General features: G+C 48.2%; 15 protein-coding genes. All 15 read left to right on the top strand.

Annotation, left to right across the window (positions count from 1 at the left end):
- The first annotated feature begins 70 nt into the window (after positions 1 to 70).
- The 15 genes from lspA (at position 71) to BP95_RS0101710 (ending at position 18,097) form a co-directional block, all read left to right on the top strand.
- Positions 71 to 583, top strand: a complete 513-nt coding sequence (gene lspA / locus BP95_RS0101780; protein ID WP_028531266.1) for a signal peptidase II — start codon at positions 71 to 73, stop codon at positions 581 to 583.
- 26 nt (positions 584 to 609) lie between these two features.
- Complete coding sequence (locus tag BP95_RS0101775; protein ID WP_021256736.1) at positions 610 to 1,572, top strand: RluA family pseudouridine synthase; 963 nt, start codon at positions 610 to 612, stop codon at positions 1,570 to 1,572.
- Positions 1,573 to 1,770: 198 nt separating this feature from the next.
- Entirely contained in the window at positions 1,771 to 3,024 is a 1,254-nt protein-coding gene (locus BP95_RS0101770) for an LL-diaminopimelate aminotransferase (protein WP_028531265.1), read from the top strand.
- Between the two features lie 26 nt (positions 3,025 to 3,050).
- Complete coding sequence (locus BP95_RS0101765; protein WP_028531264.1) at positions 3,051 to 3,383, top strand: hypothetical protein; 333 nt, start codon at positions 3,051 to 3,053, stop codon at positions 3,381 to 3,383.
- Positions 3,380 to 3,922, top strand: a complete 543-nt coding sequence (gene pyrR / locus BP95_RS0101760) for a bifunctional pyr operon transcriptional regulator/uracil phosphoribosyltransferase PyrR (RefSeq protein ID WP_021256733.1) — start codon at positions 3,380 to 3,382, stop codon at positions 3,920 to 3,922. Before BP95_RS0101765 ends, pyrR begins: the two co-directional genes overlap by 4 nt.
- 5 nt (positions 3,923 to 3,927) lie before the next feature.
- Positions 3,928 to 4,836: an aspartate carbamoyltransferase catalytic subunit gene (locus BP95_RS0101755; protein WP_028531263.1), complete on the top strand. Its 909-nt coding sequence runs from the start codon at positions 3,928 to 3,930 to the stop codon at positions 4,834 to 4,836.
- Between the two features lie 110 nt (positions 4,837 to 4,946).
- Positions 4,947 to 6,221, top strand: coding sequence for a dihydroorotase (locus BP95_RS0101750; protein ID WP_021256731.1), 1,275 nt, complete (start codon positions 4,947 to 4,949; stop codon positions 6,219 to 6,221).
- An 81-nt stretch (positions 6,222 to 6,302) separates the two neighbouring features.
- Positions 6,303 to 7,433 (top strand): glutamine-hydrolyzing carbamoyl-phosphate synthase small subunit, encoded by a 1,131-nt coding sequence (carA, locus tag BP95_RS0101745; RefSeq protein ID WP_021256730.1) that lies wholly within the window; start codon positions 6,303 to 6,305, stop codon positions 7,431 to 7,433.
- Position 7,434: 1 nt separating this feature from the next.
- The gene (carB, locus tag BP95_RS0101740) at positions 7,435 to 10,653 is read left to right on the top strand and encodes a carbamoyl-phosphate synthase large subunit (RefSeq protein ID WP_028531262.1); all 3,219 of its coding nucleotides are present in this window, start codon (positions 7,435 to 7,437) and stop codon (positions 10,651 to 10,653) included.
- A 133-nt stretch (positions 10,654 to 10,786) separates the two neighbouring features.
- Complete coding sequence (pyrF, locus tag BP95_RS0101735; protein ID WP_028531261.1) at positions 10,787 to 11,527, top strand: orotidine-5'-phosphate decarboxylase; 741 nt, start codon at positions 10,787 to 10,789, stop codon at positions 11,525 to 11,527.
- Complete coding sequence (gene pyrE / locus BP95_RS0101730) at positions 11,527 to 12,165, top strand: orotate phosphoribosyltransferase (RefSeq protein ID WP_028531260.1); 639 nt, start codon at positions 11,527 to 11,529, stop codon at positions 12,163 to 12,165. Before pyrF ends, pyrE begins: the two co-directional genes overlap by 1 nt.
- 232 nt (positions 12,166 to 12,397) lie before the next feature.
- Positions 12,398 to 13,270, top strand: a complete 873-nt coding sequence (locus BP95_RS0101725; RefSeq protein ID WP_021256726.1) for an ABC transporter ATP-binding protein — start codon at positions 12,398 to 12,400, stop codon at positions 13,268 to 13,270.
- The gene (locus tag BP95_RS0101720; protein ID WP_021256725.1) at positions 13,233 to 14,354 is read left to right on the top strand and encodes an efflux RND transporter periplasmic adaptor subunit; all 1,122 of its coding nucleotides are present in this window, start codon (positions 13,233 to 13,235) and stop codon (positions 14,352 to 14,354) included. The genes BP95_RS0101725 and BP95_RS0101720 overlap by 38 nt, the downstream gene beginning before the upstream one ends.
- Positions 14,354 to 17,218: an FtsX-like permease family protein gene (locus tag BP95_RS0101715; protein ID WP_028531258.1), complete on the top strand. Its 2,865-nt coding sequence runs from the start codon at positions 14,354 to 14,356 to the stop codon at positions 17,216 to 17,218. The genes BP95_RS0101720 and BP95_RS0101715 overlap by 1 nt, the downstream gene beginning before the upstream one ends.
- A gap of 3 nt (positions 17,219 to 17,221) precedes the next feature.
- A complete protein-coding gene (locus BP95_RS0101710) occupies positions 17,222 to 18,097 on the top strand; it encodes an ABC transporter ATP-binding protein (protein WP_021256723.1) in 876 nt (291 codons plus the stop codon).
- The last annotated feature ends 4 nt before the right edge of the window (positions 18,098 to 18,101 follow it).

Here is an 18,101-nt window from a genome sequence, read left to right as displayed (position 1 = left end):
CTGTGATACAATGAGCACAGCTTCAAGTTCTTTCACACTTAATAAAAATTAAATGAGGTGACTGTGGCACGTGTGGTACTATATTATCGCCTTTATCGTTTTGCTGATTGATCAAGTAAGCAAATGGATGATCGCTACGAATTTGCAACTGAGAGAAAAAATTTCGGTAATTGGTGACTTTTTCTTGATTACGTCGCATCGGAATACGGGGGCGGCCTTCAGTATTTTAGAAAATCAACGCTGGTTCTTCATTGTCATTACGATAGTGGTAGTAATCGGACTTGTATGGTATATGCAGAAGATTAAACACCAGAGTGGGGTCATATTACCACTGGGACTCAGCTTGATCTTAGGTGGGGCGATTGGCAATTTTATCGACCGTCTGCTTACAGGGGAAGTTGTTGATTTCCTGCAGTTCAATTTCGGGTCTTACACGTTCCCAATATTCAATGTAGCAGATATGGGAATTTGTATCGGAGTAGGACTGGTACTGCTTGATGCGCTCGTTACCGTGAAGCGGGAGAATCAATCCGGCACGGGTACACCTGCAGAACAACAAGATCATTCATCGAACCAAGCATAGGATTAGCATAGAGGGGATTGTAAGCAATGACAGAAGAACATCAAATGCAAGAACAAGCAGGGGACGAAGGTCGGGAGCCATACATATGGACGGTCGAGTTGGCTAATGCAAAAGATCGGATCGACAAATTTATTACAGAGTCAATTGAAGAAGAGGTTTCTCGGTCACAAGTCCAACTATGGATACGTGATCAGCATGTGCTCGTGAATGGTAATCCAGTGAAGCCGAACTACAAAGTAGCTGCCGAAGATGTCATCACACTGACAATGCCAGAGCCGGAGTCTGCCGATATTGTAGCTGAGGATATTCCACTGGATGTATATTTTGAAGATAAGGACGTTATTGTAATTAATAAGCCGCGTGGTATGGTTGTCCATCCAGCACCAGGACATACCTCGGGGACGGTTGTTAATGCATTGATGTTCCATTGTCGTGATTTGTCTGGTATTAACGGCGAACTTCGGCCTGGAATTGTTCACCGCATTGATAAGGATACATCAGGCTTGCTGATGGCGGCCAAGCATGATCGCGCACATGTTCACCTGGCAGCACAGCTGAAAGAGCATTCGGTTACACGGAAATATGTGGCGCTTGTGCACGGGAATGTGCCTCATGATCAAGGAACAATCGACGCCCCAATTGGGCGTGATACCCATGATCGGAAGATGTACACCGTAACCGAGAATAACAGCAAGCATGCGGTGACACATTTTAAAGTAATGGAGCGGTTCGGGGACGCGACCCTTGTTGAATTGCAATTGGAGACAGGTCGTACACATCAGATCCGTGTGCATATGAAATTCATTGGTCATCCTCTTGTCGGGGATCCAATGTACAGTCGAGGGACGCGCGGTCTGACTATGAATGGACAGGCATTACATGCCATGACGCTGGGATTCGTACATCCTGCAAGCGGGGAGACTGTGGAACTTCATGCTCCGCTTCCGGAAGACATGGAGAACTTGCTTCATTCCATTCGCAATAGATAGTTGCTGTTTAGTCATAATTATGCAAATTAAACCATGATATTTAGTTGTAAAACAGTGTGTATTCTTATATTCGTATGAAAAAAGTGCAAATTGTATTGGAGATCGTTCATTCCTTTCGTCGTCATTATCAAGCATAGTTAATACATTGGCATCATAACCGATGATATAAGACTAGTGCAGGAGAAAGGGCTGGATAAGATGACGACAGAATTTTATCAAAACACATATATTCAACATACATTTGCAGAGCGAATTGGCGGAGCCAATTACGGAAAAGACACGAATATCTACAAATTTGAAAAGATCAAACGAGCTAAGGCTGCTGCCAAATTACAGTTCCCTGATGTGGAATTAATCGATATGGGTGTCGGTGAACCGGATGAAATGGCTGACGCAGGTATCGTGGCTGCATTGGCAGAAGAAGCGTCCAAGCCTGAAAACCGCGGTTATGCTGATAATGGAATTGCAGAGTTTAAGCATGCTGCGGCAACCTATTTGAAAGAAGTATTTCAGGTCGAAGGGATTGATCCAGACACTGAGGTGCTTCATTCCATTGGTACGAAGCCAGCGCTTGCGATGCTGCCTTCCTGCTTCATCAATCCAGGGGACATTACGATTATGACGGTTCCTGGCTATCCGGTAATGGGTACGCACACGAAATATTTAGGAGGAGAAGTGTATAACATTCCGCTTACGGCTGACAATAACTTCTTGCCTGATTTGGATGCGATCCCTGAAGAGGTGTGCCAACGGGCCAAGCTGCTCTATTTGAACTATCCGAACAATCCAACTGGAGCAGTAGCGAGTGTTGAGTTCTTCACCAAGGCCATTGCTTGGGCGAAGCAGCACAAGGTCATCATTGTACATGATGCCCCTTACGCAGCGTTGACCTATGACGGCAACAAGCCGCTAAGCTTCTTGAGCGTACCTGGGGCGAAGGACGTTGGGGTTGAGCTCCATTCCTTGTCCAAGTCGTACAACATGACGGGATGGCGCATTGGCTTTATTGCCGGCAATCCGCTCATTGTGAAGGCATTCGGTGACGTCAAGGACAATAACGATTCCGGCCAGTTCATCGCGATCCAGAAGGCAGCTGCATACGGTCTGGCTCATCCAGAGATTACGGAAGCGATCGCTGACAAATACTCTCGCCGTCATGACCTGCTAGTTGCAGCACTTAATGAAGCGGGATTCCGTGCCGTTAAGCCGCAAGGTTCCTTCTTCCTCTATGTTGAAGCGCCAAAGGCGGTACAGGGAGGGCCAGAATTCAGAACGGCTGAGGACTTCTCCCAATATTTAATTCGAGAGAAGTTAATCTCGACAGTGCCTTGGGATGATGCAGGACGCTTTATTCGGTTTTCAGTTACGTTCCAAGCCCGGGGCGAGGCGGAAGAGAAGCGTGTAATGAGTGAGCTCAAGCGCAGACTTACCGACGTTGAATATATTTTCTAAAATTTATATGAGTAGTATTACTTGACATGGATCGTGAGAAGTGGGATAATCCAGTTAATCAAATAAGACCTTTAAATCAGTCCCGTGAGACTGGCAAGGTAACGCTCGTTTACGAGAAAGAACACGTGAAGAGCGGAAGGAAGAAGCATGTCCGTCAGATGCCGAGAGCTATGATGGATCGCGAAGAGCTTCTACTTCTGCGCTGTAGCTTCATGCAGCTTCTTTCCGCGCATATCGTGAATGCACAACTCCTTGCCTACGGGCAAGGAGTTTTTTTGTATCTGCGCACACTATCGATAAACAGCCCAGTCCTTACTCGTGTAAGGGTGGGAAAACGGAAGGAGACAAAATCCAAATGAGCACGACCGAATTCAACATCATTATGGATGAAGCAGCGATTCGACGAGCACTAACACGGATCGCACACGAAATTCTCGAACGAAATAAAGGCATTGAAAACTGTGTACTTGTCGGAATCCGGACAAGAGGGATCTTCTTCGCAAGGCGCATTGCCGAACGAATCCAACTGATTGAGAATGTGAACATTCAAGTCGGAGAGTTGGATATCACGAGATATCGCGATGACAAGAAGCGGGAAGAGCGGGAGGCGGCAGACATTAGTGAGCCATTCCCAATACAGGATAAGAAAATTATCTTGTGCGACGATGTGCTCTATACAGGGCGGACGATTCGTGCAGCAATGGATGCACTAATGGATCAGGGCCGACCGCAAATGATTCAGCTGGCGGTACTGGCAGATCGAGGGCATCGGGAATTGCCGATTCGACCTGATTATGTCGGTAAAAACGTACCGACTTCACGCACCGAAGAGATTGAAGTTGCCTTGAAGGAATTAGACGGCATCGATGAAGTGAAAATCGTACACCACAGGGGGTAGCAGTAATGACAATACAGTTGGAACGTACGGTAAAAGACCGCAGCTTACTGGGCTTAAAGTCACTAAGCAGATTCGAAATCGAATCCATATTGAATCGAGCCGCACATTGGGATGGGCAGGATGTTAAAGTACAAGATGCATTAAAAAATAAATTTGTAGCCAACATGTTTTTCGAGAACAGCACGCGCACCCGCTGTTCGTTCGAAGTAGCCGAGAAGCGTCTGGGTGCAGAGGTTATCAACTTCTCTGCATCCTCCTCGAGTGTAGAGAAGGGCGAATCAATCTACGATACGGTTCGAACACTCGAATCTATGGGCATGGATGCAGGGGTTATCCGCTTGAAGCCGATTGGGCTCTTGGAACAAATTGCGGAACGCGTCAAGATGCCGCTGATCAACGCAGGCGACGGGAATAATGAGCATCCCACACAGGCACTCCTAGACCTGTACACAATGCGCAAGCATTTTGGAAAGCTAGATGGACTGAATGTCACGATAGTCGGAGATGTTGAGCATAGCCGAGTGGCACGCTCTAATTTATACGCGCTTCGCAAGTTCGGAGCGAACGTAAGCTTCTGTGCACCGGATAATATGCGTGCTCATGATTTGGACGCACCGTATGTGACGATAGATGAAGCGCTGCAGTCAGATGTGGTCATGATGCTTCGCGTACAACTTGAGCGTCATGAATCAGAAGTGATGCACTCGACAGCGGCGTACCGGTCAGAGTACGGCATGACGCTTGAACGCGTCGCATTGATGAAGAAACATGCGATTGTTATGCATCCAGCCCCTGTCAATCGCAATGTAGAAATTGATGACGAGGTCGTTGAAGCAGAACAGTCGCGAATCTTCGAGCAAATGGCAAACGGGGTTCCCGTACGGATGGCAGTACTGGAGCGAGCACTCTCATAGGAATCACTTCTTATATAGAAGAAATCGATAGATTGAAATTGAATGAAATTGAAAAATACCAACCAGACGGACGAACACTTCACAATGGCACTGTAAGGAGAGAGAAACCGATGATCGTATTAACAAATGCAAAGATATTAAATACCGAAGGCGAATTGGTTGACGCTAACATTTGGATGGAAGAAGGCGTCATCCGTCGGATTACGAATCGCGAAGAAGCTGCTCCAGCGGGAGCAGAAGTTCATGACATCGAAGGAAAATTCGTATCGGCAGGCTTCATCGACATGCACGTTCATTTGAGAGAGCCTGGCTTTGAACATAAAGAAACGATTGCAACAGGTACTCACTCCGCGGCAAAGGGTGGATTTACAACAATCGCATGTATGCCAAATACACGTCCAGTCACAGACACACCAGAAACGGTACAACTTATACTCGATAAGGCTAAGCAAGAAGGCTATGTGAAGGTCTTGCCTTATGGCTCAATTACGAAGAGTGAGCTGGGAAGAGAGCTTACAGACTTTGTAGCCTTGAAAAATGCAGGTGTTGTCGGCTTCACTGACGATGGGGTTGGCGTACAGAATGCCCAAATGATGAAGGATGCGATGAACTGGGCCAAGGAACTGGGCATGCCGGTTATCGCACACTGTGAAGATGATTCGCTAGTTAAAGGTGCGGCAGTAACAGATGGAGAGTTCGCCCGCAAGCATGGATTGAAGGGGATTCCGAATGAATCGGAAGCGATTCATGTAGGCCGGGATGTGCTGCTGGCAGAAGCGACAGGCGTACATTATCATGTGTGCCACGTTAGCACAGAACAGTCCGTTCGGCTTATCCGTCAAGCGAAGCAGTTCGGTGTGAAGGTGACTGCAGAGATATGTCCACATCACCTGCTTCTCTCAGATGAAGATATCCCGGGATTGGATGCAAACTGGAAGATGAATCCACCGCTTCGCTCTCCTCGCGATGTAGAAGCCTGCATTGAGGCGCTGGTAGATGGCACAATCGACATTGTCGTAACAGACCATGCGCCACATAGTGAAGAAGAGAAAGCCAAAGGGATGGAGCTTGCACCGTTCGGTATTGTCGGATTGGAAACAGCATTCCCTCTCCTTTATACGAAATTTGTAGCGACAGGCAAATGGCCGCTATCTCTGCTCATCAATCGCATGACAAGCGACCCGGCAAGAACGTTCGGCTTGAATACAGGACGTCTTGAAGAAGGAGCGCCGGCAGACATTACGGTTATTGACTTGGAGACCGAGCATAAAGTGAATCCGGACGAATTCTTGACTAAGGGACGGAATACGCCGTTTACAGATTGGAGCTTGAAGGGATGGCCAGTGAAGACATTCGTAGACGGCCGTCTTGTATGGAGCAAGTAACAAGATCGATAGATAGTCCATTATAGATAGATAAGAATAGCAACGTGAAGTGCACAAGATAGAGAGCGAGGAGTGACGGACATGCAAGCAAGATTGTTGTTGGAAGATGGTACCCTCTTTACAGGAACGGGGTTCGGTGCAGACGGTGAGTCTGTAGGTGAGGTTGTATTTAATACAGGGATTACAGGATATCAAGAGGTATTGTCCGACCCATCTTACTGTGGACAAATTGTAACGATGACGTACCCGCTGATTGGCAACTACGGCATTACGCGGGATGACTTCGAATCCATTCGTCCTTACGTAAACGGGTTCGTCGTGCGCAGACATGAAGAAGTTCCTAGCAACTGGCGCGCTGAGTATTCGGTAGACCGTCTTCTGAAAGAATACGGCATCGTAGGCATCAGCGGCATCGATACGCGCATGCTGACTCGCAAGCTTCGTCACTTTGGTACGATGAAGGGATTGCTGACAACGGGCAACCAATCAATAGAAGAATTGAAGGAAATGCTAGGTGTTGCGGAATTGATGCGGGATCAAGTAGCACGCACTTCAACGAAGCAGCTGTTCTCCAGCCCTGGTGACAAAGAACGCATCGTACTTGTCGACTTCGGCGCGAAGAGCGGTATCGTGCGCGAGCTGACAAAGCGCGGCTGTGATGTAGTCGTCGTTCCTCATGACACAACAGCAGACGAAATTCGGCGCTTGCGCCCTGATGGAATTCAATTGTCCAACGGCCCTGGGGATCCGAAGGATGTGCCGCATGCTGTGAAGATGCTGCAAGAGCTTCTTGGAGAGTACCCAATCTTCGGTATCTGCTTGGGACACCAATTGTTCGCACTCGCTTGCGGAGCTGACACTGGGAAATTGAAGTTCGGCCATCGCGGTGGAAATCATCCGGTTAAAGAGCTCGCAACGAATCGCTGCTATATTACTTCTCAGAACCATGGATATACAGTTCTGGAGGATTCGGTACAAGGTACGGAATTGAAAGTAACTCATATCAACAATAACGATAAAACAATTGAAGGACTTGCACATGCGAAGTACCCAGCCTTCTCGGTACAATATCACCCAGAAGCGGCTCCTGGTCCGCATGACAGCAGCTACTTGTTCGACCAATTCATTGATATGATTCGAGAGCATAAACGCAATCAACCTAAGACTCCGCGCCAAGCGGAGCTCGTAGCACAGCTGAAAGGGGAACTATAAAATGCCGAAAAATAACAACCTCAAGAAAATCCTTGTTATCGGATCAGGCCCGATCGTAATCGGTCAGGCAGCCGAGTTCGACTATGCAGGAACACAAGCATGTGAAGCACTGAAAGAAGAAGGCATGGAAGTCGTTCTTATCAACAGCAACCCAGCTACGATTATGACAGATACAAATATGGCCGATAAGGTGTATATCGAGCCGATTACTCTGGAGTTTGTAACACAGATTATCCGCCAAGAGCGCCCAGATGGATTGCTTCCGACACTGGGTGGCCAGACTGGCTTGAATATGGCTATGGAACTTGCTCGTGCAGGTGTGCTTGAGCAAGAGAACGTGAAGCTTCTCGGGACGCAGCTAGATTCCATTGAGCGCGCAGAAGACCGTGACTTGTTCCGCGACCTGATGCGTGAACTGGAGCAGCCGGTACCGGAAAGTGTTATTGTCAACTCGGTACAGGAAGCAGTTGACTTCGCAAATACGATTGGGTACCCAATCATCGTCCGTCCTGCTTATACGCTTGGGGGTACAGGCGGCGGTATTTGTGCGAACGAAGAAGAGTTGCGCGATACGGTTGCATCAGGTATCCGCTACAGTCCAATCGGACAGTGCTTGATTGAGAAGAGCATCGCGGGCATGAAGGAAGTCGAGTACGAAGTTATGCGTGACGCGAACGACAACTGTATCGTAGTCTGCAACATGGAGAACTTCGACCCGGTAGGTGTCCATACTGGCGACAGTATTGTCGTAGCACCGAGCCAAACGCTGTCGGATCGCGAGTATCAAATGCTGCGCTCCGCATCGCTTAAAATTATCCGCGCGCTCAACATCGAGGGTGGATGTAACGTTCAGTTCGCGCTGGATCCACACAGCTATCAATACTATGTCATCGAGGTTAACCCTCGTGTCAGCCGCTCTTCTGCACTCGCTTCGAAAGCAACAGGCTATCCGATTGCGAAGATGGCAGCGAAAATCGCGGTCGGCTACACACTTGACGAAATCGTGAATCCAGTTACGGGGCAAACATACGCATGCTTCGAGCCTACACTCGATTACATCGTATCGAAGATTCCACGCTGGCCGTTCGATAAATTCACACAAGCGAACCGTAAGCTCGGTACGCAAATGAAAGCAACTGGCGAAGTCATGGCTATCGGACGTACATTCGAAGAGTCCATGCACAAGGCAATCCGCTCCCTGGAAATCGGCGTACATCGCTTGATGTTGAAAGGTACGGAAGAGCTGGACAAAGAAACACTGGGATATCGTCTGCAAACACCAGATGATGAGCGCATGTTCTTGCTGGCAGAAGCATTCCGCCGCGGATACACACTGCAGCAGTTGCAGGATCTCACGAAAATCGACTGGTGGTTCCTCGACAAGCTGGAAGGCATGGTCAAGTTTGAGGATCGCATTCGTGAAGAAGAAACACTGACTGAGCAAACGCTCTACGAAGCGAAGCGCATGGGCTTCACAGACCGCGCGATTGCTGAACTGCGCAGTGAAGGCCAGCCTGGCGGCACTTACACGAAGGAAGCCGAGGTTCGTGACTATCGGGTACAACAAGGCTTGAAGCCTGTCTATAAAATGGTCGATACATGTGCGGCAGAGTTCGAAGCGACAACACCGTACTACTACTCGACCTATGAAGTAGAAAATGAAGTTATTGAATCCAATAAAGAAAAAATCTTAGTACTTGGCTCTGGTCCAATTCGCATCGGTCAAGGTATCGAATTCGACTACTCGACTGTACATGCGGTATGGGCGATTCAAGATGCAGGGTATGAAGCAGTAATCATCAACAACAATCCTGAGACCGTATCAACGGACTTCAACACATCAGACCGCTTGTACTTCGAGCCGCTCTTCTTCGAAGACGTAATGAATGTTATTGAGCAGGAGAAGCCGGTAGGGGTTATCGTCCAATTCGGTGGACAAACGGCTATCAACCTTGCAGCACCGCTGGCAGCTGCTGGTGTGCGGATTCTCGGTTCGAGCTTGGAGAGCATCGATGAAGCGGAAGACCGGAAGAAATTCGAAGCTTTGCTGTCGCGCCTTCATATTGCACAGCCGCAAGGCAGCACGGTAACATCTGTTGACGAGGCAGTAGGTACGGCACAATCACTCGGCTACCCGGTACTTGTTCGTCCATCCTACGTTCTGGGCGGACGCGCAATGGAAATCGTGTACTCTGACCAAGAACTGTTGACCTACATGGAGCAAGCAGTGAAAATCAACCCTGAGCATCCGGTTCTCATCGACCGCTACATGCTTGGCAAAGAGGTTGAAGTCGATGCCATCTGTGATGGCGAGACGGTGCTTATCCCTGGTATCATGGAGCATGTTGAGCGCGCAGGGGTACACTCCGGTGACTCGATTGCGGTATATCCACCACAGCACTTGTCCGAAGAGCTGAAGCAGCAAATCGTGGATGTTACGATTCGCATCGCAAAGGAACTGAAGACAGTCGGCTTGATTAACATCCAGTTCGTCATCTACCATGACCAAGTATATGTGATTGAAGTGAATCCACGCTCCTCGCGTACGGTTCCATTCTTAAGTAAAGTGACGAACATTCCAATGGCGAATGTGGCAACGAAACTTATCTTGGGTACGAAGCTGAGTGACCTTGGCTATCAAGAGGGCTTGTGGCCAGAAGATGACCATGTATCGGTTAAAGTTCCTGTGTTCTCGTTCGCGAAGCTGCGCCGCGTTGAACCGACACTCGGTCCTGAGATGAAATCAACAGGTGAAGTTATGGGACGCGACAAGCAATATGCGAAGGCATTGTACAAAGGCCTTATCGGTTCCGGTATGAAGATTCCTTCCACTGGCGCCATCATCTGTACAGTAGCAGATAAGGATAAGGAAGAAGCAGTTGAATTGATGCGCGGTTTCGTGGGCCTTGGCTACAAGATCATTGCGACAGGTGGAACAGCGGTTGCGCTTGAAAATGCAGGTCTGAGCGTGACAAATGTCAAGAAACTGACAGAAGGCTCGCCTAACATTCTGGATCTCATCCGCGGAGGAGAGGCGCACTTCGTTGTCAACACCTTGACGAAGGGCAAAACGCCAGAACGCGATGGCTTCCGCATTCGCCGCGAAGCAGTAGAGAACGGCGTAGTCTGCATGACATCGCTGGATACTGTACGCGCGCTGCTGGGCATGCTGGAGCAAATCAACTTCTCATCCCGCGCAATGCCGGTTGTTCAGAAGTAATCACTGAAGAAATAGACGAGTATCGTCTCACAATAAAGCAGAATCGAGGAGGCCGCAAGGCCTCCTCGGAGTATGAATAGGCTATGGACGAAGCTTGGGGCAAGGTACGAGAAAAATACGAAGAGGTGTCACGATGAACAAACGATGGAGCGAGGCAGAAGCGGCGGGCAGAATTATGGTCGCACTGGATTATCCGAATGCAGACGCAGCGAGAGAGCTGCTGCAGCAGCTGCAAGGAATCCCTTGTTATATGAAGGTAGGCATGCAGTTGTTCTATGCAGCGGGCCCAGCGTTTGTTCGCGAGCTGAAGGATAAAGGCTACAAAGTTTTTCTTGATGTAAAGATGCATGATATCCCGAACACAGTTAAGGGTGGAGCGAACAGCATCACGAAGCTAGGCGTTGATATGTTCAATGTCCATGCAGGCGGCGGTGCAGCGATGATGGCTTCTGCTATGGAGGGTGTAGAAGCGGCACTGGCTGAAAATGCGGAGTTGAAACGACCCGTCGTGATTGCAGTCACGCAATTAACGAGCACGAATGAAACGGTGATGAATGAGGAACTCGGAATTCCTGGCAAGGTAGCTGACACTGTCGTACGTTATGCGAAGCTGACAAAGCTAGCAGGGCTTAACGGGGTTGTGGCATCGCCTCAGGAAGTAACTGCAATTAAGGCTGCTTGCGGAGAAGAATTCCATACGATTACGCCTGGGATCCGTCCAGCAGGTAGTGCAAAGGGTGACCAATCCCGTGTCATGACTCCAGCACAAGCATTTGAGCAAGGAACAGATTATATTGTGGTCGGCCGCCCGATAACTGCTGCACCGAATCCACGCGACGCGATTCTATCTATTATGAAGGAGCTGTTGAACTAATGACTACAACGAACCTGGAACGCACAATTGCACAGCATCTATTAAATATCCAAGCGGTAGCGCTTCGTCCAAATGAACCATTTACGTGGACGTCAGGCATGAAATCTCCAATCTACTGCGACAATCGCTTGACAATGTCCTACCCAGAGATTCGAGATGCAATTGCAGAAGGATTTGCTTCCTTGGTGAAACAATACGCTCCTGATGCAGAAGTTATCGCAGGCACAGCTACAGCAGGCATTCCGCATGCTGCTTGGGTAGCGGACAAACTTGGCTTGCCAATGGCTTATATTCGCGACAAGGCAAAAGGCCACGGAAAGCAAAATCAAATTGAGGGAATCATTCGTCCTGGACAGAAGGTTGTTGTCATAGAGGATTTGATTTCTACAGGTGGAAGCTCCTTGAAAGCCGCACTTGCCGTGAAGGAAGCAGGAGCTAAGCCATTGGCAGTACTGGCGATCTTCAGCTACCAATTGGAAAAAGCAACTTCTGCATTCGAGGAAGCAGGGATTCCACTTCGCACGCTGTCGAACTATACAGCACTGACGCAGACGGCACTGGATCATGGTGTTATTCAAGCCGAAGATATGGATGTGCTCCAAGCATGGCGTCATGATCCAACGACATGGGGCAACTAAGAAGAAAAGAAGGCGAATTTGAATTTGATTTTGAATTCTATTTCTATAGATAACATTTCTTGAAGACCTTTCCTGCATCATGAGGAAGGGTCTCTTTTTTGCTAGAGTCATGAACTGACAAAAGACTACCAAAAAATAATCAGAATATTTGTCATTTTTACAGAAAAACGGTTAAGATCATTGTAACTTTTCACGCAAAACTTTCGTTTATACTTGAGGAGAGTTTGACGTCATGTCCGAGAAAGGGGCAGATATAAGGATGAAATGGCTTCGCAAACGGAAGCAGGCTGACGAGGTCGAGGCTAACGAGGCAACCCCAAATCTCGCAGTGCATAATCAGGACGAGACAGTTGCGAATAATGAGGCGAAATACATAGACGACAAAAAAACATCTTCAGAATGGCCTGAACGTGCGGTTCCTGTCGCTACAGATGAACCTATCCTCGAAGTTCGCGGTGTGGAACGAACCTTCCAAGTGGGCAGTGAGAAGCTTCATGTCCTGAAAGGCATCAATATGCAGGTTAACCCAGGTCAGTTGGTAATGCTGAAAGGTCGTTCCGGTTCAGGGAAAACGACTCTTCTTAACATGCTCGGCGGTCTGGACCTGCCTACAAAAGGCGAGATTTATTTTCGAGGAGAGGAGCTCTCATCTTGGAGCGATAACAAGCGCACCTTTACAAGACGCAATGATATCGGATTCATATTTCAGGCGTTTGCTTTGATGCCGTTGTTATCTGCATATGAGAATGTCGAGCTGTCGCTGCGTATGGCGAACATTCCGCGTCATTTATGGAAGGAACGCGTACAGCATTGTTTGGAATTGGTTGGTCTCGGAAAGCGAATGAAGCACCGTCCGTTCGAAATGTCCGGCGGTGAGCAGCAGCGTGTTGCGATTGCGAAGTCGATCGCGCATAAGCCTCTGCTGCTGCTTGCAGATGAACCTACAGCAGAACTTGATTCACAGATGGGTGCACAGGTCATGGGAGTATTCCGGCAAATTATACGTTCTGAGAAGATCGCAATCTGTATGACAACCCACGATCCTACAATTTTGGAGGTAGCTGATCATGTTTATGAAATGGTCGACGGAAAATTCATCTCATAAGGCAGTAGATAAAAGGAAGAAGTGGCGCCGCTCCGCGCTGATATTGATGTGCGGGGTCATGATGCTTACCTCTGCATGTTCCTTGCTTCCAGATGAGGAACAAGAAGAGACACTGCCGACAATTACGCCGCCAGCAATCTCGAAGAAGCCCGAATATGATGTTATGAAGGGCGAATGGATATCTGATGTGAAGGCAACAGGGAAGGTAATGTCGGAGCAGGAAGAGACGTTCTTCTTCACGCTTGATAATAAGCCTGTCAAGGATGTAAAGGTCAAGAACGGCGACAACGTAAAGGCAGGTCAGGTATTGGCAGTACTTGATGTTGAAGAAATGCAAAGGGACCTGCGTTCAAAGCGGAGAGAGCTTCGCAAGTTGGAAGTGAAGATGAAAGAAACGCTCCGCCAGAAGGATGAGATGGATCCAATTCTATTCGAAGATGAGCAAATCGCATACGAAGAGGCTCTCGAAAAGATTGCGGAAGTAGAAAACGATATTGCAAAAGGATTGGTTACTGCTCCATTCGCTGGAACGGTCGTTAACGTCGCTGCGAAGAAAGGGAATATGACGAAGAAGTATGACCCTGTCGCGACAATCGCCAATACATCCCGATTGGTTGTTACGGTGGATGTACCGAAGGATGATTTGAAGAAAATTGCCCCTGGAATGGATGTTGAACTAAGCATTAATTCGACAGGCAAAATTTTAAAAGGAAAGGTTAAGGCGCTTCCTGCTCCTACATCAGACAAGGACAACGGAGGGAACAACAACAACAACAATCCGGGCGGGGGCAATATGCCTGAACAGGATCGGATTGATAAATATGTAACGGTGACATTGAATGATAAGCTGCCTTCTACAGTAACGCGTGGATCCATGCTTGGTGCGACCATTATTACGAAGAAACGGAGCAATGTTGTCTATATCCCGCCATCCGCACTTCGTACGCTTGGTGCTAGAACCTATGTTCAAGTCGTTGATGACAATGGAAAACGTGAGGTTGACGTGGAAATCGGTGAACAGGATGCAACGAGATTGGAAATCAAAAAAGGACTTGAGCCTGGACAGAAAGTAGTGGGTCGCTAATGGGCATTCCTTTGTTGCGGTTTCTATTCCGGAAAATGTGGAATACCCGCTGGCTTACGTTCAGCACACTTCTAGGGCTCATTGTGGCTGTATCCTTTACAGTCAGCATTCCGATGTATGCTGATGGCGCCTTGAAGCGGGTTGTCTCGAAGACATTGGAGGACAATAGTTCAGCGATGCCAGCCGGCTCGTTGTCAATCAAGTACCAGGCGACAGGTGGAACTAAGACGGATCCGAAAGAATTAAAGGAAGTTGATCGATACATACGTGAGGATGTGAAGGCGCAGGTTGGGTTTCCAGCTCAAATCTTTGTCAATGCGCGTTCGCTCCGAGGAACAGAAGTTTACCCTGTAGATCCGAGCAAGGTTGATGCCAGCCGGGTTCGAACGATGACGCTTGGCTCTTTATCCGATTTGAACGACCGAGTAGAGTGGACACTGGGTAAGGAATATGAAGATGGCGAGCAGAATGGGACATTGCAGGTTGTCATGATGGAGGAAGCCATGTACCGTAATGATCTCCATATTGGTGACGAGCTTGAATACCCAGTAACCGGCACGGATACCGTGCTGAAGGTGAAGTTGGTAGGTACTTTTAAGCCGAAAGAAGATACGAGTGCTTATTGGTTCCAGGGCTTAGAAGGAATGATGAATTCCTTGTACGTCTCACCGGCAACGTTCGATCATTTGATGGAACAAAAAAAGCTGCCGATCTCTGTATCCAGCTGGTATTATGCGTTTGATCTTCGCGAGGTAAAGACAAGTCAGTTGTCCTCACTTAGCTCTATGCTGGAACGCTTGAATATTGATTTGTACCAGAAGCTGAAGGGAACGCAAGTGGAGATTTCCTTCGCGAAGGTATTGAATGAATTCCGCAGTCAGAGCGTACAGTTGCAAATGATGCTGTTCACGCTTGCTGCACCGATGATTGCAATGGTGTTCTATTATATTGCGATGAATGCAAGTCAATCGCTAGAGAAGCAGCAAAGTGATATTGCTGTGCTGCGAAGCCGTGGAGCAAGTACGCGGCAAATTATATGGCTTTATCTATTGGAAGGAATCATTCTCGGCTTGTTGGCTCTGGCATTGGCCCCTATATTCGGCTGGTTTATGGCGAAGTCAATAGGCTCAGCGAACGGCTTCCTGGAGTTCGTAAATCGGAAGTCTATTCCGGTAGGATTTACGACAGATGCTGTTTTGTTTGGCGTGGCTGCAGTTGTCATTGCCTTGTTCGCAAGCATTATACCAGCAGTAGTCTTCGCTCGTTCATCTATCGTGAACTTGAAGCAGAAGATGGCACGATCAGACCGCAAGCCTGTATGGCAGCGCTGGTTCCTTGATGTCCTGCTGCTGGGCTTGGCGGGTTATGGCTATTACCTGCTTAATGAGAGACAGTTGTTGACATTCCAATCAGGAGTGAGCTCTGATCAGCTGCAAGTACAGCCATTTCTATTTTTTGTGCCGGCACTTGCGATTTTTGCGTGCGGACTGTTCTTTTTACGATTGTTCCCGCTTATTCTTAAAATCGTGCAGTGGATTGGCGGAAAGCTGCTGCCAGTTCCGCTATATTTGACGCTTACGCAGTTGTCCCGTTCTGCCAAGACGTATTATCCGCTTATGATTCTGCTTATTCTTACACTTGGTCTAGGTGTATACAATGCGTCAGCAGCTCGTACGATTGACATTAACTCGACAGAACGCACCTTGTACAAATATGGTACAGACGTCGTTATCCAGACGGTATGGGAATCTGAACAAGAGATTATTAGAGATAAGGATAAAGGCAAAGGAAACAATGGAGGCGGAGGAGGAGGCAATCCAGGGCAAGGTGGTGGTGGCAACCAGCCGCCGAAGGCGGGCAAGACGATCTACACGGAGCCGCCGTTCGAGCTCTTCAAGAAGATGCCTGGTGTTGAGGGAGCCGCACGTGTGTTGAAGACGAAGGGGAATGTAATCATTTCCGGACGTTCGATTGGTCAAGGTGAGATTATGGGAATCGACAATGTCGACTTCTCGAAGGTAGCCTGGTTCCGTCAGGACTTGTTCCCATCCCATCCGTTCCACTATTTGGATGCACTAGGGAAGTATACGGAATCCGCTGTGATTATCCCGAGCAATGTCGCGAAGCAGTATCAATTGAAGGAAGGCGACATCATCTCCATCGGATTTGGGGAGCAGTTGGTTGAATTTGTAATTGTTGGTGTACTACCATATTGGCCGAGTATGTATCCGGACGAGAAACCGTTCTTTATTGCGAACTTAGATTATATTTATGATCAAGTACCAATCACACCGTATGAGGTATGGTTGAAGATGAAGGACAAAGCACCGCTAGGTCCTGTCCTTACAGAACTGCAAAAGAAAGGGATAGAAATATTCAGTAGGACGGATGTACGAAGCGAGCTTGCAACACAGAGCAAGCATCCTACCCGGGGCGGCGTATTTGGCATTCTGAGTATGGGCTTCTTAATATCCGTCATTATCTCCTTGATTGGATATTTGTTGTTCTGGTTCTTTAACTTGACAAGACGTGTGCTTCAGTTCGGGATTTTGCGTGCAATGGGGTTGTCGCGCAGACAACTAACCGGTATGCTGCTGCTGGAACAGCTATTTACAGCAGGGCTTTCTATCCTGCTTGGCATTTTGCTTGGGAAGGTGGCGAGCCGCTTGTTCCTGCCATTCCTACAGACGGCAGAAAGCTCCAAGATGCAGGTGCCGCCATTCCGGATTGTATTTGAATCACGAGATACGATCCAGCTGTACATCGTCGTTGGCGTGATGATCTTTACTGGGGCGACCTTGTTGTTCATGCATATTCGTCGTCTACGTGTCCATCAAGCCGTGAAGATGGGAGAGGAGCGTTAATCGGTGATACATTGTGAAGGGCTAGTTAAAATTTTCAAAACAGATGATATTGAAGTTGTTGCCTTGCAAGGGCTGAACTTGTCTGTTAAGCAAGGCGAGCTGATGGCGATTATCGGCAACAGCGGCAGCGGGAAATCGACACTTCTGAACATACTCGGCGGGTTGGATCGGCCATCCGCCGGCTCCGTTCAGGTAGGGAAGTGGGATCTGCTTAAAATTTCGGATAAAGAGCTTGTTGAATACAAGCGGGATACTGTCGGATTTATCTGGCAGAACAATGCGCGCAACTTGCTTCCTTATTTGACGGCGTTAGAGAATGTTGAAGTGCCGATGATGCTGGCCGGCAAGATGGATCGCAAATATGCGAAGGAACTGCTTGAATGGGTTGGGCTAAGTCATCGCATGCACAATAAGCTGCAACAGCTATCAGGCGGTGAGCAGCAGCGGGTGGCCATTGCGATTTCACTAGCGAATCGCCCACAGATGCTGCTTGCCGACGAACCTACTGGATCTGTGGATACGCAGACATCAGATATGATCATGAATATTTTCCGCCGTATGAGTAGGGAATTAGGGGTAACAGTGGTTATCGTAACCCATGATTTGTCGCTTGCAGGGAAGGTGGATCGTGTCGTTGCCATACGTGACGGCTTAACTAGCACAGAATTCATCAAGCGTAATCCGAATTTGGATGCTGGTGGAGGTGAGGAAGGATTCGGGCTTCAGGATCATCATGAAGCCTACGTGGTAGTTGATCGTGTCGGTCGATTGCAAGTGCCAAAGGAGTATTTGGAAGCTCTCGATATTCAAGACAAGGCATCGATGGAATTAGACGGAGATAAAATTATTATCCGCACACCTAAGGAATTGGAGGAGTAACCAG

It is taken from the genome of Paenibacillus sp. UNC217MF, from assembly GCF_000686865.1.
GTDB classification, from domain to species: domain Bacteria; phylum Bacillota; class Bacilli; order Paenibacillales; family Paenibacillaceae; genus Paenibacillus_B; species Paenibacillus_B suaedae.
Note: the sequence above shows the minus strand (reverse complement) of the source record. Positions and strands in the feature narration are given on the sequence as shown.